The organism is Streptantibioticus parmotrematis (genome assembly GCF_019890615.1).
Lineage (GTDB): Bacteria > Actinomycetota > Actinomycetes > Streptomycetales > Streptomycetaceae > Streptantibioticus_D > Streptantibioticus_D parmotrematis.
Map to the genome: position 1 here is coordinate 58,332 of NZ_JAINVZ010000024.1, position 23,363 is coordinate 81,694.

Below are 23,363 nucleotides of genomic sequence, written 5' to 3' on the forward strand. Positions count from 1 at the left end.
CACCATGGTGCACGCAAGAACCCTGCGCGCCGCACTCCCTTTCGCCGCCGTCGCCCTGCTCGCCGGCGCCTGCGACGCCTCCGGCAGCCCTGTCGCCGCGACCGGGGCCACGAGCAACTTCAGCGGCACCCAGGTCACCACCGCTCCCGGCAGGGGGCAGCTGTCCGGTCTCAACTGGTACGGCGACTACCGTGCCCCCTATTCCGAGGATCCGCTCAAGACCGCCGACTACCCGGAGGAGACCGTCCTCGGCAACGTCTGCGAGCCACTGCTGCGCACCGGTGCCGACTACAGCCTCCACCCCGGGATCGCCGAAAGCTGGTCGCAGCGCGACGCGGAGCACTTGATCCTCGACCTCGACCCGCGTGCCACGTTCAGCGACGGGCATCCCGTCACCACCGCGGACGTCGTCTACAGCCTGCTGCGCAATCAGAACCCGGACGAGGCCAGCAACTACGCCGACTCCTACAACGACGTCGTCTCCGTCAAGGCCACCGGTACCGAACAGGTCACCATCACCTTCAGCAAGCCCGACTACCTGTTCGTACGCAACCTCGGCATCCTCGCCGGGGCAGTCGTCGAGAAGGAGTTCGCGGTCAAGGCGGGCCAGCGTTTCGGCAACGCCGACACCGGCGTGGTCTGCTCCGGCCCGTACACCATCGCGTCGTTCGACGGCACCAACTCCATGGTGCTGAAACGTGATCCGGCCTACTGGGACCACAGCCACGCGGGCAAGGCCGCGACCATCACCTTCAAGTTCCTCTCCGATCCCGCCGCGATAGCCAACGCGCTCACCTCCGGCAGTCTCAACGGCGCCTTCGACCTGCCTCCCTCCACCCTCTCCCGGCTCAGCAAAACCGCCGACGGCAAGCTCTACGTCGGAGCCGCGGGCTCCACCACCCAGAACATCGACCTGATCATCTCCCGGTTCACCGGCGCGTTCGCCGACGTCCGGGTCCGCCAGGCGCTGTCCCTGGCCATAGACCGCGACGGCATCGCACGGACCCTCTTCTACGGCGCGGCCGACCCGCTCTACTCCGTCGCGGGCCCCGGCTTCTGGGAGACCAGCCCCGCCAAGTCCGTCTACGCCGCCGCCTACCAGAAGCTGGTGCGGCCGCCCGACACCGGCGCCGCCACCAAGCTGGTCAAGGAAGCCGGCGCCACCGGGAAGCAGATCACCATCGGCTACGCGGCCGACAGCCCCACGCAGGCACAGATCGCCCAGGTGCTCCAGCAGACCGGCGACTCGATCGGCCTCAAGGTGAGGATCGTCGGCCTGCCGGACCAGCAGTACGGCAACCTCTTCATCACCCCCAAGGCCCGCGCCGCCTACGACTCCTTCCTCACCATCAACTACCTGGAGTATCCCGAGGCCGCGAACATGTACCAGAGCTACGCCGCCAAGACCGGCGCGCAGAACTTCAACGGCTACACCGACCCCACCGTCGAGGCCGACCTGTCCAAGGCCCAAGGCGCCCAGGACCCGCGGCGGCGCGCCCAGTACGTGACCCAGGCCCAGGCGGTCCTCGCCCGTGCCCTGCCCTGGATCCCCATCGTGGCGCCCCGCGCCCTGCTGTTCCAGAACAACGACGTCACCGGCGCCCCCCTCACCTTCTCCTACATGGACAACGCGTGGGCCGCCGCCATGGGTGCGCCCTGATGGGCCGCCTGCTGCTGCACCGCCTCGGCGGACTGGCCGTCACCCTGCTGCTGTCCAGCATGGCGATCTTCGGCAGCCTCTACCTCGCTCCCGGCAGCCCCGAGGACGTCCTGTTCGGCAGCCGCGCTCCCTCCGCCGCGGCCCGCGCCGCGGTGGCTCGCGAACTGCACCTCGACCGGCCCCTGCCGGTGCGCTACTGGGACTGGCTCACCGGCGTGCTCCACGGCGACCTCGGCCGTTCCATGGTCACGGGCCAGCCCGTCACCAGCCGCCTCGGCCACGGACTCGGCGTCACGCTCGCCCTCGTCGCCCTCAGCATGATCCTGGTCCTGCTGTTCGGGCTCGGCCTCGGCACCGCCGCCGCACTCCGACCCGGCGCCGTGGACGCCGCGACCAACGCGCTCACCTCGGTGTCCGTCACCGTGCCCCCGTTCGTCGCCTCCACCCTGCTCATCTCGGTGTTCGCGGTGCGCCTCGACTGGTTCCCGGCCTCCGGCATCGGGACGGGCGCCGGCGGCGAGATCCGCGGCCTGCTCCTGCCCGCGTGCGCGCTCGCGATCACCAACTGCGCGTTCCTCGCCCGCGTCACCCGCAACGCACTGCGCGAACAACTGGAGCGAGAACACGTCCAGACCGCACTCGTCCGCGGCCTGCCCCGGTGGGTGGTGCTCCGCGACCACGTGTTCCGCAACGCCCTGCCCCCCATCCTCACCGCGGTCTCGCTCCTCACCTCCGGGACGTTCGCCACCACCCTGGTCGTCGAGACCGCCTTCGCCGTCCCCGGCATCGGCCAGCTCACCATCACCTCCGTCGCGCAGAAGGACTTCCCGGTGGTGCAGGCCGTCTCGCTTCTCCTGGTCGCCGCCTTCGTCATCTGCAACGCCCTCAGCGACCTCGGCCACGCCCTGATCGACCCGCGGCTGCGCACCGCCGGGAGGACCACATGACCGCCACGCCCACCGACCTCTCCGCCACCGCCACCGCCTCCCCACCGCCCGTGCCGCCCACTCGCCGGGCCCGGCTGCTGACGGCACTCGGGCCGACCGGCATCGCGGCCGCGGTCTTCCTGACCGTGGTGCTGGCCGTCGCCGCGGCCGCACCGCTGCTCGCACCCAGCGCCCCCGACCTCCCGTCCCTGCTCGACGCCTACGCCGGACCCTCGGGCGCTCACCTGCTCGGCACCGACGGCATCGGCCGGGACATCCTGTCCCGGCTGCTCTACGGCCACGTCCGACCCGTGTGCCGCCAGGCCCGCCCCGAGCTGGAACCGGTCCGGGGCGGCCTGGTGCGCTGTCACCGAGCCATCGAGATCGACGTTCAGGAGACGAAGGCATGAGCGTGGACGCCGTGTCAGTGTCCGGCCTCAGCAAGACCTTCAGGGTGCCGGACGGCAAGGGCGGCCACATCCGCCACATGGCCGTCGACCAGGTCACGTTCGCGGTCGAGGCGGGCGGCTCGCTGGGGATCGTCGGGGAGTCCGGCTCGGGCAAGACCACCATCGCCCGGATGCTCGTCGGCCTGGAACGCGCCAGTGGCGGCAGCATGACCGTCCTCGGCCGCGACCGCTCGACCCCGACCCGGCGCGCGGTGGAGCGCAATCGCAGGGCGCGAGAACTGCAGATCGTCTTCCAGGACCCCTACACCTCGCTCGACCCCAGCCAGAGCGCCCGCGCGGCGGTCGACGAAGTACTGCGGCACCATGCGAAGCTGACCGCTGGTCAACGCCCGACCCGTACAGCGGCCTTGATGGAACAGGTCGGCCTGACCGAGCGCCAGGCCGATGCCCGTCCGCGTGACCTGTCCGGCGGCCAGCGACAGCGTGTCGCCATCGCCCGTGCGCTCGCGGCCGAGCCCAGGGTGCTGATCCTGGACGAGGCCGTCTCGGCCCTCGACGTGTCCATCCAGGCGCAGATCGTCAATCTGCTGGCGGACATCCGGGCCGCGACGGGCATGGCCTACCTCCTGATCTCGCACGACCTCGCCGTGGTCAGGCAGTTGTGCGACGCCGTCCTGGTGCTGCGGCGCGGAAAGGTGGTCGAACAGGGGAGCTGTGGGCAGGTCCTTGACGCCCCGGTCGAGGACTACACGAGGAGGCTGCGTGCCGCCGTTCCGGTGCCGGGCTGGCGCCCCGGGTCCTGACGCCACCGTCAGCCTTGTGCCGCGAGTCCACGAAGCGCAGGGATGAGGCACGCCGGGCGGCGGGTCAGTCCAGGACGATGTCGCCGGTGCGGGACTCCACCGCGTCGAGGGAGCGGAGGGTCGCCGCGTCCAGGCGCAGGGAGCCGACGGCGACGTTGGCCTCCAGGTGGGCGGGGTCGGCGGTGCCGGGGATGAGGATCGTGTTCGGGGTGTGGTGGAGCAGCCACGCCAGGCCGATCTGCGCCGGGCTCACGTCCAGGGACTTCGCCGCTTCGAGCACCTCGGGGGTGTCGGTCACCTTGGGCAGGCCGGGGAACGAGCCGCCCAGCGGGAAGAACGGCACCCACGCGATGCCCTGTTCGACGCAGAGCCGCAGCAGTTCCTCGTCCTGCCGGGACACCAGGCTGTAGGAGTTCTGCACGCACACGACGCCGACCGGCAGGGCGCGGCGCACGGTCTCCAGCGAGACGGCGCTCAGGCCGATCGCGCCGATCTTGCCCTCGTCGCGCAGCGCGGTCATCACCGCGAGCTGGTCGTCGAGGCCGACGACCTGGTCGCCCTCGGCGCGCAGTCCGGGGCCGGAGTCGGCGCGGCGCAGGTTGACGACCGGAATGCGGTCGAGGCCGAGGCTGCGGAGGTTGTCCTCGACGCCCGCGCGCAGTTCCTCGGGGCGCTGGGCGAGGCGCAACGGGATACGGCCGCCGGGGTCGGGGGTGGCGCCGACCTTGCTGACGACGGTGACGCCGTCGTCGTCACCGAAGGCGTCGCGGATGACCTCGTTGACGAAGCCGTTGCCGTAGAACTGGGCGGTGTCGACGTGGTTCACGCCCAGCTCGACGGCGCGCCGCAGCAGGGCCACGGCGGCGTCGCGGTCGCCTTCGAGGCGTTCGAGCTGCATCGCGCCGAAGCCGACGCGGGTCAGCGCGAGGCCGCCGACGTCCACGGTGCCGCCGACGCGGGCGGTGGAGGTCCCTTCGGGGGTCCCTGCGGGGGTTTCTTCGGGCATGACAGACGTCCTCCCTCATGAGAGTCATGAGACGATGAGGTAAGCGGAGAAGCCTCCGCATTTCGACTGTAGCAGCTTTACCGGAGGTTCCTCCGCTTTGACTGGCGCCGAATCCTCGTCCACCCCCGGCACCGGCCCCGCGCCGGGGGCGCGCAAGCGTGCCGCCCGGGCCGACGCCCTGCGCAACCGGGACAAGCTCGTCGCGGCCGCCCGCGCCGCCTTCACGGCCTCCGGCGACACGACCCCGCTGGAAGCCGTCGCGCGCGACGCCGGGGTGGGCATCGGCACCCTCTACCGCCACTTCCCCACCCGCGAGGCGCTGGTCGAGGCGGTCTACGCGGCCGAGCTGGACGACGTCACCGGCAGCGTCCCCCGCCTGATCGCCGAGCTGCCGCCGGTGGACGCGCTGCGCGCGTGGATGCGGCGGTACGCGGCGTTCGTCGCCACCAAGCGGGGCATGGCCGACGTCCTGCGCGCGGGCTGGGCCTCCGGCCGCATCGCCACCCCCGACACCCGCCGCCGGATCGGCGAGGCCATCGGCACGCTGCTGGCCCGCGGCGCCGAGGAGGGCACGATCCGCGACGACGTCGCCGCGGACGACGTCACCGTGATGCTGCTGGGCATCTTCCTGACCGCGGCCACCACCGAGGCCCCCGAGCAGACCGAACGCCTGCTGGACCTGGTGATCGACGCACTGCGGCCGCCCCTCAGCGGTCCCCGTCCGGACCCAACGCCCCCCGCAGCAGACGGGGATGGGGCTGGGGGATCTCGCCGAAGTCGGGGTTGTCCTCCGCCACCGGCAGCTGGTTGATCACCACTTCCACCGCGGTCGGCAGCGCGGGGGCCAAGCCGTGGTGACAGCGGGCCAGGATGTCGCGGCGGGTGGCGTCGGACAGCAGCGGGCGGGCCGAGCGCAGCGGGGGCGCGGGGCTGGGCGGGCGGTGGGCGAGTTCGGCCGCCCAGGCGCGCCAGTAGTCCGCGTCGCCCTCCTCACCGAGGTGCAGGTGGTGCAGGTGCAGGCAGTACGCCGAGGTGCGGCAGCCCGAGCCGGCGGCGAACCGCCACCAGAACTCCGCCGCGTCGCGCCGCCCGGTGGCGTACAGCAGGGCGGCGAAGACCTCGGCGCCTTCCGGGTGGATGCACCGGTCGTTGACCAGCAGGTCCAGGCCGCGCGAGGCCTCGGGGGCGTCGAGGGTGAGGGCGACCAGCAGGCCCAGTTCGAAGCGGGCCTGCTCGTTCTCGGTGAGGTGGTTGACGGGGGCCGCGGTGACGCGGTTCTCGCGGGCCTCGGCGATGCGGCGGGCGTGGGCGCGTTCCGGCAGCCGGACCACGACCGTGCCGCCCGCGGTCGCCCCGCGGGCCTTCACCGCTCCTCCCCGCGTCCGGCCACGCCCTCGGCCCCGAGCCGACGGGCCAGCCGCTCGTGGGCGTGCCGCAGGATCAAGTGGACGGCGCCCTCGGACCGGTCGAGGCAGGCGGCGATCGACGCGTCGTCCAGGGCGAGCACGTGGCGCAGGATCACGACGTCGCGCTGCCGGTCGGACAGCTCCATGACGGCCCGGTACAGGGCGGTCCCGTGCGCCTCCGCCTCGCCCGGCCCCGCTCCCGTCAGGTCCTTGAACGCGTCGAGCACGGTGGTGAACGTACGCGCCTCGACGCGCAGTTCGTGTCCGGCGGCCCAGTCGGCGACGTGGTGGTTGAGCAGCCGCCAGGCGTACGCGGCGGGCACGGCCTGTTTCAGGACGTAGCCGAAGGTCGCCTGTAACTCCTGCTCGACCGCGGCGACGACGAGTTCGGCGTCGGCGCGGTTGCCGAGCCTGACGTCGGCCAGGCCGAGCCAGGCGCGTTCGTGAGTGCGGCAGAACGCCTCGAACGTCATCCGCAGCCGCGCGTCGGCCGCCGCCCCGGCGTCCCGCACCGCGGCGCGCCCGCCCGGTGCCGGACCAGGGCAACCGGGGTGACGAGGCCCGCCGCCAAGGCGCCCGCCTTCGTCCGTCCGCACAGGTTCCGCCTCCCGAGGTCGACAGCGCGGCGCACTGGATCCCCCTCCGCCGTCCAAGCGGTCCGGACACCGTCCGGTGCAAGCGAACCACACAACGTGACGGCCTGTTCGGAACATGCGCGGATTGCCGACTCCCGTGCCCGGGAAGGGATGGAAGGGCTCTTCGCCACCCGCGCGATCGGTGGCGCCACCCGGCGCGCCACCGGCGGGCCGACCGCGTCACCACCTTTGGGGGCAGCCGATGACGGACTTCGACGGGGTCAACCTGGAGGTCGACCGCCCGCACTCGGCCCGGATGTACGACTACTACCTGGGCGGGGTCACCAACTTCGCCGCCGACCGCGAGGCGGCGGGCCACGCGATCGCGGTCTTCCCCTGGGCGCCGACCGCCGCCCGGGTCAACCGGGCCTTCATGCACCGCTCGACGAGGATGCTGGCGCGGGCGGGCATCGGCCAGTTCCTGGACGTCGGCACCGGCATCCCCACCTCGCCGAACCTGCACGAGATCGCCCAGGGCGCCGATCCGGCCGCCCGCGTGGTCTACGCGGACAACGACCCCATCGTCCTGGCCCACGCCCGCGCGCTGCTGGTGGGCACCGCGCAGGGCCAGACCGCCTACGTGCAGGCCGACGCGACGGCCCCTCAGTCGGTGCTGTCGGACACCCGGCTGAAGGAGACGCTGGACCTGACGCGGCCGGTGGCGCTCAGCCTCAACGCGCTGCTGCACTTCGTCCCCGACGTGCTGGGCGCGTACGAGATCGTGGAGGAGTTCAAGGACGCCCTCGCGCCGGGCAGCGCGCTCGCGATGACGCACGTCACCCCGGACTTCGCACCGGAGGAGACCGCGCGGCTGGTGCGGGTCTACACCGAGGCGGGCACGCCCGTACAGGCCCGCACCCAGGCGGAGTTCGCCCGGTTCTTCGACGGCTGGCGGATCGCCGCACCCGGCGTCGTCCCCACCCAGCACTGGCGCCCGGACCCCGGCGACGAGACCGCCAGCGACACCGAGGCGGCGAGTTACGCGGCGGTCGCCTTCAAGCCCTGAGCGCTGACGCCTACAACCTCCCCACCGCTGCACAAAATTGATCGGATCAGCACTGAATCCATCATGGACAAACACGCGGCCGCTCAACTAGCGTCCGGTCCGCCGGAATTCCCACCTCCTGGGGAGTCACCCGTGGACAGACGTCGATTCCTGATGGTCAGCGCGCTGAGCCCGGTCGCGGCGATGGCGGTGAGCTCCGGGACCGCCTTCGCCGCGAACACGCCGTCGCCCGGCGGCCACTCGTTCTCCTTCGCCCCGGACGGCAGTGCCTTCCTGCTGGACGGCGAGCCGTTCCAGATCCGCAGCGGCGAGATGCATCCCGCGCGCATCCCCGTGCCGTACTGGCGGCACCGCGTGCGGATGGCGAAGGCGATGGGGATGAACACCGTCTCGCTGTACGTGATGTGGAACTACGTCGAGGAGCGCCCCGGCGTCTTCGACTTCCGCACCGACCGCCGCGACGTCGCCTCCTTCATCCGGATCTGCCAGGAGGAGGGCATGTGGGTGCTGCTGCGCCCGGGCCCGTACGTGTGCGGCGAGTGGGACCTCGGCGGCATCCCGCCGTACCTGCTGCGCTACCCCGACATCAAGCTGCGGGTGCGCGCCGCCGACGACCCGCACTACATGGCCGCCGCCCGCCGCTACATCCGTGAACTCGCCCGTATCGTGCGGCCGTTGCTCGTCGCGAACGGCGGACCGGTCCTCATGGTGCAGGTGGAGAACGAGTACGGCTCCTACGGGAACGACGCCACCTACCTGGCCGAGGTCCGCCAGGCGTGGATCGACGCCGGGGTGGACGGCCCGTTCTACACCGAGGACGGGCTCGGGCAGGTGGAGGCCAATCACACGAACGTCCCCGGCGGGGCCGTCGCGCTCAGCGGGGGCGACGCGCCCTCGGTCGCCCAGGCGCGCACCGCGTTCCCGTCCGTGCCCGCGATGGCCGGCGAGGTGTACCCGGGCTGGCTGACGCACTGGGGCGACGACGGCTTCCAGGGCGCCGACACCGACATCTCCGGAACGCTGAAGGGGCTGATGGACGGCAAGCTGTCGTTCAACCTCTACATGATCCACGGCGGCACCAGCTTCGGCTTCTTCGCGGGCGCCAACGCCGACGACCTGTCCGGCGACTACCAGCCGGACATCACCAGTTACGACTACTGCGCGCCCGTCACCGAGCAGGGCGCCAAGGGCCCGCGGTACGACGCCTACCGCGACCTGATCGGCGGCTACCTGTCCGTGCCGCCGCCCGCCGTGCCCGATCCGGTGCCGACGCTGGCCGGTCCTTCGGTCACGCCGCGGCCGTACGCCTCGCTCTGGGACAACCTGCCGCCCGCGCTGCCCGCCGCCGACACCGTGAACCCGCAGCCGTTCGAGACGTACGGGCAGAACTCCGGCTTCGTGCTGTACCGCAGGCGGCTGGCCGACTACGCGGGCGGCGCGCTCGACATCCGGTGGGTGCACGACTACGCGACGGTCTTCGTGAACGGCGCCTACGCGGGCGGCTTCTCACGGCCGCGGATCCCGGACGCGCTGGCGAGCACGCTGAACGTGACCAACGGCAACGCGCCGCTCACCCTGCCTACCGGCCAGGCCCCGGACCCCGTGCTGGACATCCTGGTCGAGGGCATGGGCCGCACCAACTACGGCCACGCGCTGGTCGACCGCAAGGGCATCCTGGAGTCGGTCACCCTGGCCGGCGGCGACCCGCTGACCGGGTGGGAGACCCGTCTGCTGCCCATGGACGAACGGTTCGTGCGCGGACTTCGCCCGAAGGTGAGCGATCCGCACCGGCCCGGTCTCTTCTTCCGCGCCACGCTCGACCTGAAGGAGCCCGCCGACACCTACCTCGACCTGTCCGGCTGGACCAAGGGCGTGGTCTGGGTCAACGGCACCAACCTGGGCCGCTACTGGCAGCTCGGCCCGCAGCACCGGCTGTACTGCCCGGCGCCGTGGCTGCGGCGCGGAAGCAACGAGATCCTGGTGTTCGACCTGCACCGGACCGAGCCGAAGCCGATCGGCCTGACGAGCACGCTGGGCTGATGCCCGCACCGGACTGATGCCGGTGGCGCGCGAAGCGGTCAGCGTTCCAGGGCCCGCAGTTCGAACCAGGTGGTCTTGCCCCGCGGCAGCAGGTCCACGCCCCAGCGGTCGGAGAGGCGGTCCACCAGCATCAGGCCGCGGCCGCTGACGTCCAGCTCGCGCACCGGCAGCAGGCACGGCAGGGCCCGGGAGGGATCGCGTACCTCGACCCGGACCCAGCCGCGCCGCCGCAGCATCCGCAGGCCGAAGGTCTGGGCACCGGTGTGGCGCACGGCGTTGCCGACGAGTTCGGACACCAGCAGTTCGCAGGTGTCGCCCAGCGGCGCCAACTGCCAGGCGCGCAGCACCGCGAGGGCGAGGCGGCGGGCGGTGGCCGCGGACTCGGGGCGGGAGGTGAGGCAGACCTCGTCCACCGAGGGGTTGCCGAGCAGTTCGAGGGTGCCGGTGTCGTGCGGCACCTCTCCCGCGACCGCCACCGCGGTGGCGACCGAAGCCTGCGACTGCTCGGATCCTCCCTGACCGGCCATGGCTTCATGATGGCCGGTCAGAAAGGTGCCGGGGTCCGAAGCGGAGGAATTCGCCGCCCGGCCGGGACGGTTACCGGCCACCCTCACGGGGGGCCGTACCAGGGGCCCGAGCGGGGCGTTCCCCGTGGTGAGCGCACTGACCTGCTGTGATCACGTGCGGACGGGCGGTGACGAGGTGGCCGGGAAACGGATCTCCTTAAGGCTGTTTTAAGGCCTGTTTAAGGGCATCCGCGACCACTTCGTCACCCCTTCCGTCACCCACACGAGCGTAAGGCGGGCTGGTTCAGGCGAACTTGGCCTTGCCCGGGCCGTCCTCCACGAAGCTGCGCATCCCGGTCTCGCGGTCCCGGGTGGCGAACAGCCCGGCGAACAGGCCGCGTTCGACGGCCAGGCCCGTGTCGAGGTCGGTCTCCAGGCCCGCGTCCACCGCCTCCTTGGCGGCGCGCAGCGCCAGCGCCGGGCCCTTGGCCAGCCGGGCGGCCCAGGCGTGCGCCTCCTCGAAGACCTGCTCCGCCGGGACGACCCGGTCCACCAGGCCGATGGCGAGCGCCTCGTCGGCCTTGACCTGGCGGCCGGTGAAGATCAGGTCCTTGGCCTTCGCCGGGCCGACCAGCCGGGCCAGCCGCTGGGTGCCGCCCGCGCCGGGGATCACCCCGAGGAGGATCTCCGGCTGGCCCAGCTTGGCGTTCTGCGCGGCGACGCGGATGTCGGCGCACAGCGCCAGCTCGCAGCCGCCGCCCAGCGCGTAGCCGGTGACGGCGGCGACGACGGGCTTGGGGATGCGGGCGACGGCGGTGAAGGAGTCCTGGAGCTCCTGGGAGCGCAGGATCATCTCCTCGTAGTCCATCTCCCGCATCTCCTTGATGTCCGCGCCGGCCGCGAACACCTTCTCCCCGCCCCACACGACGACGGCGCGTACGTCGTCGCGTCGGGCGCACTCGGTCGCGGCGTCGCGCAGGGCGTCCTGGGTGGCGGCGTCCAGCGCGTTCATCGGCGGACGGTCAAGGCGGATGACGCCGACCCCGTCGGCGGCCTCAAGGTGAACAGTCATGGGGGTGACGTTAGCGCCCGGGAACGCGGAACGGCCCGCCAGGGCGGGCCGTTCCGGTCGGCGTGGTGCGGTGCTGTCGGGGCCTACTGGCCGGCGGTCCACTGCGACCACGGCATGTTCCAGCCGTTGAAGCCGTTGTCGGGGGCGACGAGGGTGTCGTGGGAGTTGGAGACCACCACGACGTCGCCGACCAGCGAGTGGTCGTAGAACCACGCGGCGGGCGTGCCGTTCTCGCCGCCGCCCTTCTCGTCGCGCAGGCCCACGCAGCCGTGGCTGGTGTTCTCGCTGCCGAAGACCGAGTCGGCGCCCCAGTAGTTGCCGTGGATGAAGGTGCCGGACTGGGTCAGCCGCATCGCGTGCGGCACGTCCGGGATGTCGTACTCGCCGCCGAAGCCGACCGTCGAGCCGTTCATCCGGGTGATCGGGTCCTTCTCGCTGATCACCATCTTGCCGTTGTACGTGGTGTGTTCGGGGCTGCCCGCGGAGATCGGGATGGTCTTGATCGTCTGCCCGTTCTGGGTGACCTTCATCTCGTGCGACGAGGCGTCCACGTAGCTGACCTGGTTGCGGCCGATGGTGAAGTGGACGTCCTTGCTCTGGCTGCCGTAGACGCCGGGGGCGGACTGCACGCCGTCGAGGCGCAGGCTGAGCGTGACCTGGGTGCCGGGCGCCCAGTAGTTCTCCGGGCGGAAGTCGATGCGCTGGTTCCCGAACCAGTGGCCGACGACCGGGACGGACGGCGAGGCGGTCACCTTGATGCCGTCCTCGACCGCCTCGGTGTCCTTGACCGGCCGGTTGAAGCTGAGCGAGACCTCGGTGCCGACGCCGACCGTGGTGCCGTCGTCGGGGGTGAAGAAGCCGATGAACGAGTCCTTCGGCACGACCGTGGTGAACGTGGCGTGCCGGGCCGACTGGCGCCCCTGGTCGTCCTTGGCGATCGCGTCGACCGTGTACTTGGTGGAGACGGCGAGGTGGGAGTCGGGCGTCCAGCCGGTGCCGTCGGGGGTGACCTTCCCCGGCACCTCGGTGCCCTTGCCGTCCTTGACCTCGACCTGGGTGAGCCTGCCGTGCGCGGCGGTCACCTTCAGGGCGCCGGTGGTGGCGACGTCGGTCGCGCCGTCGCGCGGGAGCACGGTGACCACGGCCTGCGACGTCTTCGCGGCCGACCCGCCGGAACCCCCCGGGCCGGCGTCGGCGCTGTGGCCGCCGCACGCGGTGGCCAGCAGCAGTACCGCGCCGACCGCCCCCGCCAGCAGGCCCCGCCGGGCCCCGGCCGCGGCCGTACCTATCCGCTTCACCGTCTGTACTCCCCTCGCGCGAGCCGTCGCCCACATTCCTGCCCGGTCGGCGTCGTGCCGATCCCCCCTGGGATCACGTCACTTGGCCCTCACAGAGTTCTCACACAATCACATGGCCGATGAGCCGACGGCTACGGGATTGTCACCGTTGCGTAGCAAACGTCGCGGCTGCGGGGCGGGTGGGCGCCGGGGCGGGGGCGTGGGCGGACGCGGAGGCGTGGACCCGCGGCGCGGGCGCGCCGGTCCAGCGCTGCCACGGCATGTTCCAGCCGCCGAGGCCGTTGTCCGGCGCGACCGGGGCGCCGTGGCCTCCGGTCACCTCGACGACGTCGCCGACCAGGGAGTTGGCGTACAGCCAGCCCGCCGGGGTGCGCGCGCCGCCGCCCTTGACGTCGCGCAGGCCGACGCAGCCGTGGCTGGTGTTGGCGGCGCCGAAGATCCCGGGCGGTGACCAGTAGTTGCCGTGCAGGAAGGTGCCCGAGTCGGTCAGGCGCATGGCGTGCGGCACGTCCGGGATGTCGTACTCGCCGCCGAACCCGACCGTCGAGCCGTTCATCCGGGTCACCGGGAACTTCTCGCTGATCACCATCAGCCCGTCGTACGTGGCGTGCTGCGGGCCGCCCGCGCTGACCGCGAGGGTGCGCACGACCTGGTCGCCGCGGCGCACGGTCAGGGTGTGGGCGTCGGTGTCCACGGTGTCGGTCTGGGCGCGGCCGATCCGGAAGACGACGTCCTCGTCCTGCGTGCCGTAGGTGTCCGGCGCGCCCCGCACGCCGCGCAGCCGCAGCCGCAGGTCGACCCGGGTGCCGGGGGCCCAGAAGCCTTGCGGCCGCAGGTCGAGGCGCCGGTCGCCGAACCAGTGCCCGGCCACCGGCACGTAGGGGGTGGCCCGGACGGCGATCGCCCGTTGCACGGCGGCGCGGTCGGCGACCGGGTGGTCGAAGTCGATCGAGACGATCATCCCGGTGCCCACGGTGGTCCCGGCGTCGGGGGTGTAGAAGCCGGTGAGGGCGGCGCGGTGTTCCGGCCGGGCGGCGACCGGCCGGGACGCGGGCGGGTGCCCGGTGTCGCCGGCCAGAACGAGGGCGACGAGGGCCGAGAGCGCGGCCAGGGCCACGGCGGCGGCCGTCACTCCGGCCGCGCGGAGGCGGTGCTTCGCTGCGCTGATCACGTAGGGTCAAACGACCGGGCGGCGCGGGCGTGATGGCCGAGGGGCCGCCGCGGGCGGCCGCCCACTCGTTTGCCCGGCGAACACGGTGACGACGAGCGGCCAACAGGGAAAGAACTTGTCGTAGGAACGGGATCCGCCCGCGGCCGGGACGCCGGGGGCGGCCACGCGTCCCACGGGGGCGCGCCCGGGTGCCGTCGAGCCGCGGGAGGCCTGGACGTGTCGAGCACAGCCGAACACCTGCCGAGCCACGCCGGGGCGGTGGTGCTGACCGCCGTGCCGGGGCCACCGGTGTGGCCGGGCGACCCGGAGACGCTGGGCGCGACCCCGCGCACCGGTCCCGACGGCGTGCCGGGCACCAACTTCGCGTTGTGGGCGGGCGGCGCGGAGGCCGTGGAGCTGTGCCTGTTCGCCGCGGACGGCACCGAGACCCGCTGCCCGCTCACCGAGTCCACCCACGAGGTCTGGCACGGTTTCCTGCCGGGCGTCGGCCCCGGCCAGGCGTACGGCTACCGGGTGCACGGCCGCTGGGACCCGTGGACCGGCGCCCGCTGGAACCCGGCGAAGCTGCTGCTCGACCCGTACGCCCGCGCGGTGGACGGCGAGTTCGCGCTCCCGCCGACGGTCTACGGGCACGTGCGGGACTGGCCGGACCAGGCGGTGGCCGACACCGTGCGCGACGGGCGGGACTCGGCGCCGTACGTGCCGAAGGCGGTGGTGGTCGGCGACGAGGACCCGGCGGACGGCGGCTCGTGGCGGCAGGAACGGCCGGGCACGCCGTGGGCCGACTCGGTCGTCTACGAACTGCACGTGCGCGGCTTCACCATGCGCCATCCCGGGATCCCGCCCGAGCTGCGCGGCACCTACGCGGGCCTGGCGCACCCCGCGGCCGTCGGCCACCTGCGGCGGCTCGGGGTGACGGCAGTCGAACTGCTGCCGGTGCAGCAGTTCGCGCACGAGGACCACCTCCTGCGGCGTGGCCTGCGCAACTACTGGGGATACAACCCGATCGGCTACTTCGCGCCGCACGCCGCGTACTGCGCGTCCGGCACCCGGGGGCAGCAGGTCGGCGAGTTCCGGCGGATGGTGCGCGCGCTGCACGCGGCGGGCATCGAGGTGATCCTCGACGTGGTCTACAACCACACCGCCGAGGCGGGCGAGTTCGGGCCCACGCTCTCCCTGCGCGGCATCGACAACCGCGCGTACTACCGGCTGGCGGACGACGCGCGGCGGTACGTGGACCACACCGGCTGCGGCAACACCCTCGGCACCGGGCACCCGCGCACCCTGCGGCTGGTCACCGACTCGCTGCGGTACTGGGTGACCGAGATGGGCGTGGACGGCTTCCGCTTCGACCTGGCGGCGGCGCTCGCCCGCTCCCCCCGCGACGGCGCGCCCGACATGCTCGCGCCGTTCCTCGCCGCGGTCGCCCAGGACCCGGTGCTGCGCGGGGTGAAGCTGATCGCCGAGCCGTGGGACGTGGGCCCCGGCGGCTACCAGGTGGGCGCGTTCCCGCCGCCGTGGTCGGAGTGGAACGACCGCTACCGCGACGCCGTCCGCGACTTCTGGCGCGGCGCGGCCCCCGACCTCGCCGACCTCGGCTACCGGCTGTCGGGCTCCAGCGACCTGTACGCCTGGGGCGGGCGGCGGCCGTCCGCCTCCGTCAACTTCCTGACCGCGCACGACGGTTTCACGCTGCGCGACCTGGTCTCCTACGAGCGCAAGCACAACGAGGCCAACGGCGAGGACAACCGCGACGGCACCGACGACAACCGCTCGTGGAACTGCGGGCTGGAGGGCGAGGCGGCGGAGCCGGAGGCCGGGGGCGCGCAGGCCGCTGACGCGGGGATCGGCGCGCTGCGCAGGCGTCAGCTGCGCAATCTGCTCGTCACCCTGCTGCTGTCCACCGGGGTGCCGATGCTGGTGGCGGGCGACGAGATGGGCCGTACCCAGGGCGGGAACAACAACGCCTACTGCCAGGACAACGAGGTCTCCTGGGTCGACTGGTCGCTCGCCCGCGAGCCCGAGTGGCGGGCGCTGACCGACCTGACGGCGCGGCTGGTCGCCCTGCGGCGCGCCCATCCGGTGCTGCGGCGCGCGGAGTTCTTCTCCGGGCGGCCGACGCCGCGCGGAGTGCGGGACCTGGCGTGGTTCCGGCCGGACGGGCGGGAGATGGCGGAGGGCGACTGGTTCACGCCGAGCACGACGATCGGGATGTACCTGTCCGGCCGCGACCTGCCGGGGCGCGACCCGCGGGGCCGCCGGGTGCGCGACGCGAGCTTCCTGGCCGTCCTGCACGCGGGCGCCGAGCCCGTTCCGTTCACCCTGCCCGGCCCGCCGTGGGCGTCCGCGTACGACGTGGTGGTGGACACCTCCTGGGAGTACGGCACGCCGTCGCTGCGGTACCGGGGCGGGGAGACGGTGACGGTGCGCGAGCGCAGTGTGCTGCTGCTTCAGGCGGTGGACGCCGGACGGGCCGGGCCGAAAACGGGATGAGCGTTGTCAGTGCCCGCCTCTAGTCTCGGACGGTGAAGGGGGCATCGCGATGACCGAGGACGGGCGCGGCGGGCGGGACGACGAGGACGGGCGGGACGACGGCGGGGGTGAGCGGGCGGACGGGGGTTGTCGGGCTGACGGGAGTCATCGGCCGGACGGCGGTGAGCAGGCCGGGAAGCGGTCGGCGGTGCGGTCGCTGCTGCGGCTGTGGCCCTACGTGCGGCCGGTCGCGGCGCGGCTGTTCGGGTCCGCCGGGGTGGCCGTGCTGGCCTCGTGCCTGTCGCTGCTGATCCCGTTGGTCCTCAAGTGGCTGGTGGACGGCCCCGTCGCGCGGCACGACCCGGCGGGCGTGTGGCTCGGCGGCGGACTGGTGCTGCTGCTGGGAGTGCTGGAGGCCGGGCTGTTCGGGGTGCGCCGCTGGCTGGTGGCCCGGCCGATGGCCGGTCTCGAAGCACATCTGCGCCGTGACCTCTACCAGCGGCTGCAACGGCTGCCGGTGGCCTTCCACGACCGCTGGGGCTCCGGGCAGCTGCTCTCGCGCGGCACCAACGACCTCCAGATCCTGCGGATGTTCCTGACCTTCCCGCTGGTCTTCCTCGTGGTCAACTCGACCACCATCGTGGTCGGTTTCGCGATCCTGCTGACGCAGCAGTGGACGCTGGGCCTGATCCTGCTGGTCCCCGTGGTGCCGCTGGTGGTGCTCTGCTCGTACTTCGAGTCCCGCTACTCGCTGGCCACCCGCCGGGCGCAGGACCAGATCGGCGACCTGACCACGCTGGTCGAGGAGTCGGTGCTCGGCATCCGCGTCATCAAGGCGTTCGGCAGGCACCGCAGCCAGGCCCGCGCCTTCCGTGACCAGTCGCACGGCCTGCGCGGCACGGAACTGCGCAAGGCGGCGCTGCTGGGCGACCTGTGGGCGGTCATCACCGGCCTGCCCGACGTCGCGCTGGGCGCCGCCCTGGTCGCCGGGTGCGTCCAGGTCTCCGACGGCTCGGTGTCGGCCGGGACGCTGGTCGCCTTCCTGTCCACCGCGCTGACGCTGCGCTGGCCGGTGGAGTCGCTGGGCTGGCTGCTGTCGCTGAGCAACGAGGCGGCCACGGCGGCCGACCGGTACTTCGAGGTGATGGACACCCCCGAACCCCCCGACGCGCCGCGGCAGGACGCCGAACGGGCGGACGGCGTCGAGCGGCGGGCGGGCGGCGCCGGTACCGCGGACGGCATCCGGTTCGACGGGGTGCGGTTCCGCTACCCGGACGCGCCCGCCGGGACGCTCGATCTGCTCACCGGGATCGACCTGCACATCCGCTCCGGCGAGACGATGGCGCTGGTCGGCGCGACCGGTTCCGGCAAGACGTCGCTGACCACGCTGATACCGCGGCTGTACGAGGTGAGCGCGGGCCGCGTCACGCTGGACGGCGCGGACGCCGCGCTGATGCCGCGCGACCGGCTGCGCTCGCTGGTGGCGACCGCCTTCGAGGACCCCACCCTGTTCTCCGCCAGCGTGCGGGAGAACGTGCTGATGGGCGCCCCGGGGGCGAGCGACGAGGAGTTGCTGCGGGCGCTGGCGATCGCCCAGTGCGGTTTCGTGCACGATCTGCCGGACGGCGTGGAGACGCAGGTCGGCGAGCAGGGCCTGAGTCTGTCGGGCGGGCAGCGGCAACGGCTGGCGCTGGCCCGCGCGGTCGTCGGCAGACCCCGGTTCCTGGTGCTCGACGACCCGCTGTCGGCGCTGGACGTGCACACCGAGGCGCTGGTGGAGGCCGCCCTGCGGCAGGTGCTGGCGACCACCACCGCGCTGGTCGTGGCGCACCGCCCGTCCACCGTCCAGCTCGCCGACCGTGTCGCGCTGTTGTCGCGGGGCCGGATCGCGGCCGTGGGCACCCACCGTGAACTGCTCGCCGGCAGCGCCGAGTACCGGTGGCTGATGTCCGGCGGCACCGACGAGAGGAGCGCCGCGTGACGTCCGCCACGACGACCCCGGCCGACCGCGCCGACGACGAACGGCGCCCGGGCGGCGCGCGGCCGGACACCGGCGAGCCGTCCCCCGCGCGGCGCGACCCGTACGACCGCGACGTGCTGCCCGCCCCGCCGGGGGCGTCGCGGGCGCTGCTGCGCGAACTGGTCGGACCGCACAAGGTGCGCGCCTGGTGCGCCGCGATCATGCTGCTGGTGCAGCAGGCGGCGGTGCAGGCGGGCCCGTTGATCGTGGCGTACGCGATCGACCGCGCGGTGCCCGCGCTGCGCGCCCACGACCGGGGCCCGCTGATCGTCACCGCCGTCGGGTACATCGGCTGCGCGCTGCTCGGCGGCTGGTTGCAGCGCACGTTCATCCGGTCCTCGGCGATCGTCAGCCAGGACGTGCTGCTGGAGCTGCGCGGCCGCATCTTCCGGCAGGCGCAGGCGCTCGGCCTGGACTTCCACGAGCGCTACACCTCCGGCCGGATCATCGCGCGGGCCACCTCCGACGTGGAGGCGATCCGCGAGCTGCTCACCGAGGGCCTCCAGGAGCTGCTGAACGTCGGCCTGTCCGTGCTGTACATCGCGGGCGTGCTGATCTGGCTGGACTGGCGGCTGGGGCTGTTCTCGCTGGCGACGGCGGTGCCGCTGGTGTTCTCCGTACGGCGTTTCCGGCGCCGCTCCAAGCGGGTCTACACCCGGCGGTCGGCGGCGATGGCCTCGGTGATCGTGCGGTTCTCCGAGACGCTGGGCGGCATCCGCCCGGTGCAGGCGTTCCGCCGCGAGCGGGCCAACGACGAGGCGTTCGCCCGGCTCAACAGCGCGCACCGGGCGGCCAACGGCGACGCGATCGTGGAGATGGGCCGGTTCACCGTCAGCTCGTGGCTGATCGCCAACACCTCGGTGGCGCTGGTGGTGCTGTGGGGCGCCTACCGGGTGGCGGCCGGTTCGCTGGAACTGGGCGTGCTGGCCGCGTTCGTGCTCTACCTGCGGCGGCTGTACGCGCCGATCGACCCGCTGGGGATGTTCCTCAACTCCTGGCAGTCGGCGGCCGCTTCGCTGGAGAAGATCGCCGGGCTGCTGGCGCAGAGCCCGTCGGTTCCCGAGCCCGCCGAGCCCAGGGCCCTGCCGGAGCGGGCGAGCGGGCGGCCCGGCCGCGCGGTGGTGTTCGAGGGCGTGCGCTTCGCGTACCGCACGGGTGGCGAGGTGCTGCCGCGCTTCGACCTGGCGGTGCCCGCGGGCCAGACCGTCGCCGTGGTCGGCGCGACCGGCGCGGGCAAGTCCACCCTGGCCAAGCTGCTGGCGAGGTTCTACGACCCGACGTCCGGCCGGGTCACGCTGGACGGCGTGGACCTGCGGGAGCTGGCGGTGCCCGAACTGCGGCGCGGCGTGGTGATGGTGACGCAGGAGGCGTTCCTGTTCTCCGGCACCGTCGCGGAGAACATCGCGCTGGGCGACCCGGACGCCACGCCCGAGCAGATCGAGGCGGCGGCCAAGGCCATCGGCGCCCACGACTTCATCGCCGGGCTGCCGGAGGGGTACGACACCGACGTGCGCAAGCGCGGCGGCCGGATCTCGGCGGGCCAGCGGCAGTTGGTGGCGTTCGCCCGGGCGCTGCTGGCCGACCCGGCGGTGCTGATCCTGGACGAGGCGACCAGTTCGCTGGACGTGCCGGGTGAGCGGGCGGTGCAGCGCGCGATGCACACCGTGCTGCGCGGGCGCACGGCGGTCGTGATCGCGCACCGGCTCTCCACGGTGGAGATCGCCGACCGGGTGCTGGTGATGGCGGACGGCCGCGTGGTCGAGGACGGCCCGCCGTCGGAACTGACGCGTGCCGACGGCGAGTTCGCGGGCCTGCACCGCGCCTGGCGCGACAGCCTGGTCTGAACGGGCGGCGCCTCGCGCCGCCGCGCCCCGGCGACAGTGCTCCGGGGCGCGGCGGTCGGAGGGCTCAGCGCAGGACGCCCGCCGTCATCCCGGTGGTCTCGGGCGGGACGGCGATCAGGCCCGGCTCCGCGGGCGAGGCCAGCAGCGGGTGCGCGGGCAGCACGCGCACCGTGTAGCCGAACGGGCCGCTGCGGTCCAGCGTCAGCGGGCCCTCGTAGAGCCTGCGGCCGTCGAGGTCGGGATGGCCGCCGGCCGGTTTGAGGGAGACCACGACGGGATCGGTGATGCGGTCGGACTCGTCGACCCGCCCGGAGACCGCCTGGACGTCCACCTCGCCGGGTTCCAGATCGCCGAGGGCGACCCTGACCCGCAGGGTGAGCGAGGAGCCCAACTCCGGTGTGCCGCCCGCGGGCTGGGCCTCCACGTGGTCGACGGCGACCTTGGGCCACTGCTCGCGCACCCGGGCCTTCCAGGCGCTCAGCTCACGCGCCACCGGCGCGGTCAGCGCGCGGTGCGCCCGGGCGGCGGGCGCGTACAGCTCGTCCACGTACTCCCGGACCATGCGGCTGGCCAGCACCTTCGGGCCGAGGGTGACCAGGGTGTGCCGGACCATCTCGATCCAGCGGCGCGGCAGTCCGCCCCGGTCGGTGTCGTAGAAGCAGGGGGCGACCCGTGACTCGATCAACTGGTAGAGCGCGGCGGCCTCGATGTCGTCGCGCCGGTCGGTGTCACCGTCGCCACCGGCACCCGCGCCCTCGTCAGCTGTCGGGATCGACCAGCCGTTGTCGCCGTCGAACCACTCGTCCCACCAGCCGTCCAGCACCGACAGGTTGAGGCCGCCGTTGAGCGCGGCCTTCATCCCCGAGGTGCCGCAGGCCTCCAGCGGGCGCAACGGGTTGTTGAGCCAGACGTCGCAGCCCGGCAGCATCGCCTGCGACATCGCCATGTCGTAGTCGGGCAGGAAGACGATGCGGTGGCGGACCCGGTGCTCGTCGGCGAAGCGTACGAGTTCCTGGACCAGCCGCTTGCCGCCGTCGTCCGCCGGGTGCGCCTTGCCCGCCACCACGATCTGGATCGGCCGCTCCGGGTGGAGCAGCAGTCCGGCGAGCCGCTCGGGGTCGCGCAGCATCAGGGTGAGTCGCTTGTAGGACGGGACGCGGCGGGCGAAGCCGATGGTCAGGACGGACGGGTCCAGCACCTGGTCGCACCAGCCGAGTTCGAGGTCGCCCGCGCCGCGCTGCCGCCAGGAGGCGCGCAGCCGCCCGCGTACCTCCTCGACGAGCTTCTCGCGCAGGGTGCGGCGCAACTCCCAGATCGCGGCGTCCGGGATGGACTCGACGGCCTCCCAGCGCTCCGCGCCGCCGACGGTCAGGGCGTCCTCGGTGCGCTGCCCGCCGACCTGGCGGGCGGCCGGCCGCAGCACCTCGGGCGCGATCCAGGTGGGCGCGTGGACGCCGTTGGTGATGGACCGGATCGGCACCTCCTCCGGGTCGAACCCGGGCCACAGCCCCGCGAACATCGCGCGGCTGACGGCGCCGTGCAGGGTGCTGACGCCGTTGGCCCGCTGGGCCAGGCGCAGGCCCATCACGGCCATGTTGAACACGTCCGGGTCGCCGCCGGGGTAGTTCTCGGCGCCCAGCGTGAGCACCCGGTCGACGTCGACGTCGGGCAGTTCGCCGCCGGGCCCGAGGTGGCGGCCGATCAGGCCGCGGTCGAAGCGGTCGATGCCGGCCGGGACGGGGGTGTGCGTGGTGAACACGGTCCCGGCGCGCACCGCTTCGAGGGCGGCGTCGAAGTCGAGTTCCGGGGCGAGTTCGTTGATCCGCTCCAGGCCGAGGAACCCGGCGTGGCCCTCGTTGGTGTGGAACACCTCGGGGGCGGGGTGGCCGGTGATCCGGCAGTAGGCGCGCAGCGCGCGCACCCCGCCGATGCCGAGCAGCATCTCCTGGAGCAGCCGGTGTTCGCTGCCGCCGCCGTACAGGCGGTCGGTGACCTCGCGTTCGCCGAGGCTGTTGTCCTCGACGTCGGAGTCGAGCAGCAGCAGCGGTACGCGGCCGACCTTCGCCTGCCAGACCTGGGCGTGCAGCGTGCGGCCGCCGGGCAGGGCGAGGGTGACGCGGGCCGGGTCGCCGCCGGGCTCGCGCAGCAGCGTCAGCGGCAGCTCGTTGGGGTCGAGCACCGGGTAGTGCTCCTGCTGCCAGCCCTCGCGGGACAGCGACTGGCGGAAGTACCCATGCCGGTAGAGCAGTCCGACGCCGATCAGCGGCAGGCCGAGGTCGGAGGCGGCCTTGAGGTGGTCCCCGGCCAGGATGCCGAGGCCGCCGGAGTACTGCGGCAGGGCCGCGGTGATGCCGTACTCCGGCGAGAAGTAGGCGATGGCGGACGGCAGTTCGCGGTCGTCGGCGCCCTGGTACCAGCGGGGGCCGGTGAGGTAGTCGGTGAGGTCCTCGGCCGCGGCGGTCAGGCGCCGCAGGAACCTGCGGTCCCTGGCGAGGGCGGCGAGCCGGTCGGCGGGCACCGCGCCCAGCAGCCGCACCGGGTCGCCGCCCGCGGCGCGCCAGCCGCCGGGGTCGACGGACTGGAGCAGCTCGCGGGTCTCCGGATGCCAGGACCAGCGCAGGTTCTGCGCCAGCTCCCCCAGCGGGCGCAGGGGTTCGGGGAGGACCGTACGGACAGTGAATCGACGAATAGCCTTCACACCTACGACCGTAGCGGCGTCCGCACCCGTTTCGCCCGACGTCCGGCGTTCCCGGAGGGCTCGTTGACTCTTCCCGGGCGCACGACCAGCGCACCTTTGGCCCTCGATCCGGCCGAACGCGCCCCCGGCGCACCGGCGAGCCGGGACGCCTCGCCGGGGACGGCGGGACGGGCCGAACCCGGGGGTGTTCCCGCAACGCGGCGGGGAAGGCTTTCCGGGGCGGGCGCCGGGTGCGGTCCCGCGGTGTGCGGCCGGTGGTGGTGGCCCGGGCACGGGCCACGACGCGGGCCGGTCCGCCGTGGCCGCGAACCGGTCGGGGGACCCGTGGCGCGCCCGCGCGCGGGGAGCGACCGGTGCGCGATTTTTCCGTTGAAGCCATCCAAATCCAAC

At 73.2% G+C, this 23,363-nt stretch carries 18 protein-coding genes; 10 read left to right on the plus strand and 8 right to left on the minus strand.

Annotated features, from left to right (window positions below):
* Positions 1–4 precede the first annotated feature (4 nt).
* Genes K7472_RS26795 through K7472_RS26810 form a run of 4 tightly spaced genes read left to right on the plus strand, consistent with a single transcriptional unit; the run spans position 5 to position 3,799 of the window.
* On the plus strand, positions 5–1,660 hold the full coding sequence (locus K7472_RS26795; RefSeq protein ID WP_222981148.1) for an ABC transporter substrate-binding protein: 1,656 nt from the start codon (positions 5–7) through the stop codon (positions 1,658–1,660).
* Positions 1,633–2,607: an ABC transporter permease gene (locus tag K7472_RS26800; RefSeq protein WP_222981149.1), complete on the plus strand. Its 975-nt coding sequence runs from the start codon at positions 1,633–1,635 to the stop codon at positions 2,605–2,607. Before K7472_RS26795 ends, K7472_RS26800 begins: the two co-directional genes overlap by 28 nt.
* Entirely contained in the window at positions 2,604–2,996 is a 393-nt protein-coding gene (locus K7472_RS26805) for a hypothetical protein (protein WP_222981150.1), read from the plus strand. The genes K7472_RS26800 and K7472_RS26805 overlap by 4 nt, the downstream gene beginning before the upstream one ends.
* Positions 2,993–3,799 (plus strand): ABC transporter ATP-binding protein, encoded by an 807-nt coding sequence (locus tag K7472_RS26810; protein ID WP_222981151.1) that lies wholly within the window; start codon positions 2,993–2,995, stop codon positions 3,797–3,799. Before K7472_RS26805 ends, K7472_RS26810 begins: the two co-directional genes overlap by 4 nt.
* A gap of 64 nt (positions 3,800–3,863) precedes the next feature.
* Here the strand turns inward: K7472_RS26810 and K7472_RS26815 are convergent, their stop codons facing one another.
* Positions 3,864–4,805, minus strand: a complete 942-nt coding sequence (locus K7472_RS26815) for an aldo/keto reductase (protein ID WP_222981152.1) — start codon at positions 4,803–4,805, stop codon at positions 3,864–3,866.
* 97 nt (positions 4,806–4,902) lie between these two features.
* Here K7472_RS26815 and K7472_RS26820 point away from each other — a divergent pair, with 97 nt between their 5' ends.
* Positions 4,903–5,616: a TetR/AcrR family transcriptional regulator gene (locus K7472_RS26820; RefSeq protein WP_222981153.1), complete on the plus strand. Its 714-nt coding sequence runs from the start codon at positions 4,903–4,905 to the stop codon at positions 5,614–5,616.
* On the opposite strand, the gene K7472_RS26825 is transcribed toward K7472_RS26820, so the two are convergent.
* Positions 5,513–6,172 carry a hypothetical protein gene (locus tag K7472_RS26825; RefSeq protein WP_222981154.1) on the minus strand — a complete coding sequence of 220 codons (660 nt, stop codon included), beginning with the start codon at positions 6,170–6,172 and terminating at the stop codon, positions 5,513–5,515. The genes K7472_RS26820 and K7472_RS26825 overlap by 104 nt on opposite strands.
* The gene (locus K7472_RS26830) at positions 6,169–6,723 is read right to left on the minus strand and encodes an RNA polymerase sigma factor (RefSeq protein ID WP_222981155.1); all 555 of its coding nucleotides are present in this window, start codon (positions 6,721–6,723) and stop codon (positions 6,169–6,171) included. Before K7472_RS26830 ends, K7472_RS26825 begins: the two co-directional genes overlap by 4 nt.
* A gap of 325 nt (positions 6,724–7,048) precedes the next feature.
* On the opposite strand from K7472_RS26830, the gene K7472_RS26835 reads away from it, so the two are divergent.
* Together K7472_RS26835 and K7472_RS26840 are read left to right on the plus strand one after the other, a co-directional pair.
* Complete coding sequence (locus K7472_RS26835; RefSeq protein ID WP_222981156.1) at positions 7,049–7,852, plus strand: SAM-dependent methyltransferase; 804 nt, start codon at positions 7,049–7,051, stop codon at positions 7,850–7,852.
* A gap of 132 nt (positions 7,853–7,984) precedes the next feature.
* Positions 7,985–9,892: a beta-galactosidase gene (locus tag K7472_RS26840; protein WP_222981157.1), complete on the plus strand. Its 1,908-nt coding sequence runs from the start codon at positions 7,985–7,987 to the stop codon at positions 9,890–9,892.
* 38 nt (positions 9,893–9,930) lie between these two features.
* Here the strand turns inward: K7472_RS26840 and K7472_RS26845 are convergent, their stop codons facing one another.
* The 4 genes from K7472_RS26845 to K7472_RS26860 form a co-directional block, all read right to left on the minus strand.
* The gene (locus K7472_RS26845) at positions 9,931–10,419 is read right to left on the minus strand and encodes an ATP-binding protein (protein WP_222981158.1); all 489 of its coding nucleotides are present in this window, start codon (positions 10,417–10,419) and stop codon (positions 9,931–9,933) included.
* A 283-nt stretch (positions 10,420–10,702) separates the two neighbouring features.
* Positions 10,703–11,470, minus strand: coding sequence for an enoyl-CoA hydratase/isomerase family protein (locus tag K7472_RS26850; protein ID WP_222981159.1), 768 nt, complete (start codon positions 11,468–11,470; stop codon positions 10,703–10,705).
* Between the two features lie 83 nt (positions 11,471–11,553).
* Entirely contained in the window at positions 11,554–12,804 is a 1,251-nt protein-coding gene (locus tag K7472_RS26855) for a L,D-transpeptidase (protein ID WP_222981160.1), read from the minus strand.
* A gap of 106 nt (positions 12,805–12,910) precedes the next feature.
* Positions 12,911–13,939, minus strand: a complete 1,029-nt coding sequence (locus K7472_RS26860) for a L,D-transpeptidase (protein WP_308014100.1) — start codon at positions 13,937–13,939, stop codon at positions 12,911–12,913.
* Positions 13,940–14,155: 216 nt separating this feature from the next.
* On the opposite strand from K7472_RS26860, the gene glgX reads away from it, so the two are divergent.
* Genes glgX through K7472_RS26875 form a run of 3 tightly spaced genes read left to right on the plus strand, consistent with a single transcriptional unit; the run spans position 14,156 to position 20,275 of the window.
* A complete protein-coding gene (glgX, locus tag K7472_RS26865) occupies positions 14,156–16,432 on the plus strand; it encodes a glycogen debranching protein GlgX (protein WP_222981161.1) in 2,277 nt (758 codons plus the stop codon).
* Between the two features lie 49 nt (positions 16,433–16,481).
* Positions 16,482–18,392, plus strand: a complete 1,911-nt coding sequence (locus K7472_RS26870) for an ABC transporter ATP-binding protein (protein WP_222981162.1) — start codon at positions 16,482–16,484, stop codon at positions 18,390–18,392.
* Positions 18,389–20,275, plus strand: coding sequence for an ABC transporter ATP-binding protein (locus K7472_RS26875; protein WP_222981163.1), 1,887 nt, complete (start codon positions 18,389–18,391; stop codon positions 20,273–20,275). The genes K7472_RS26870 and K7472_RS26875 overlap by 4 nt, the downstream gene beginning before the upstream one ends.
* A gap of 64 nt (positions 20,276–20,339) precedes the next feature.
* Here the strand turns inward: K7472_RS26875 and glgP are convergent, their stop codons facing one another.
* Positions 20,340–22,973, minus strand: a complete 2,634-nt coding sequence (glgP, locus tag K7472_RS26880) for an alpha-glucan family phosphorylase (RefSeq protein WP_222981164.1) — start codon at positions 22,971–22,973, stop codon at positions 20,340–20,342.
* Positions 22,974–23,363 lie beyond the last annotated feature (390 nt).

Excerpts from the sequence above, each read along its gene's own strand:
- K7472_RS26795 (WP_222981148.1), top strand. The coding sequence starts at position 5 with ATGGTGCACGCAAGAACCCTGCGCGCCGCACTCCCTTTCGCCGCCGTC.
- K7472_RS26805 (WP_222981150.1), top strand. The coding sequence starts at position 2,604 with ATGACCGCCACGCCCACCGACCTCTCCGCCACCGCCACCGCCTCCCCA.
- K7472_RS26810 (WP_222981151.1), top strand. The coding sequence starts at position 2,993 with ATGAGCGTGGACGCCGTGTCAGTGTCCGGCCTCAGCAAGACCTTCAGG.
- K7472_RS26815 (WP_222981152.1), bottom strand. The coding sequence starts at position 4,805 with ATGCCCGAAGAAACCCCCGCAGGGACCCCCGAAGGGACCTCCACCGCC.
- K7472_RS26835 (WP_222981156.1), top strand. The coding sequence starts at position 7,049 with ATGACGGACTTCGACGGGGTCAACCTGGAGGTCGACCGCCCGCACTCG.
- K7472_RS26845 (WP_222981158.1), bottom strand. The coding sequence starts at position 10,419 with ATGGCCGGTCAGGGAGGATCCGAGCAGTCGCAGGCTTCGGTCGCCACC.
- K7472_RS26850 (WP_222981159.1), bottom strand. The coding sequence starts at position 11,470 with ATGACTGTTCACCTTGAGGCCGCCGACGGGGTCGGCGTCATCCGCCTT.
- K7472_RS26855 (WP_222981160.1), bottom strand. The coding sequence starts at position 12,804 with ATGTGGGCGACGGCTCGCGCGAGGGGAGTACAGACGGTGAAGCGGATA.
- K7472_RS26870 (WP_222981162.1), top strand. The coding sequence starts at position 16,482 with ATGACCGAGGACGGGCGCGGCGGGCGGGACGACGAGGACGGGCGGGAC.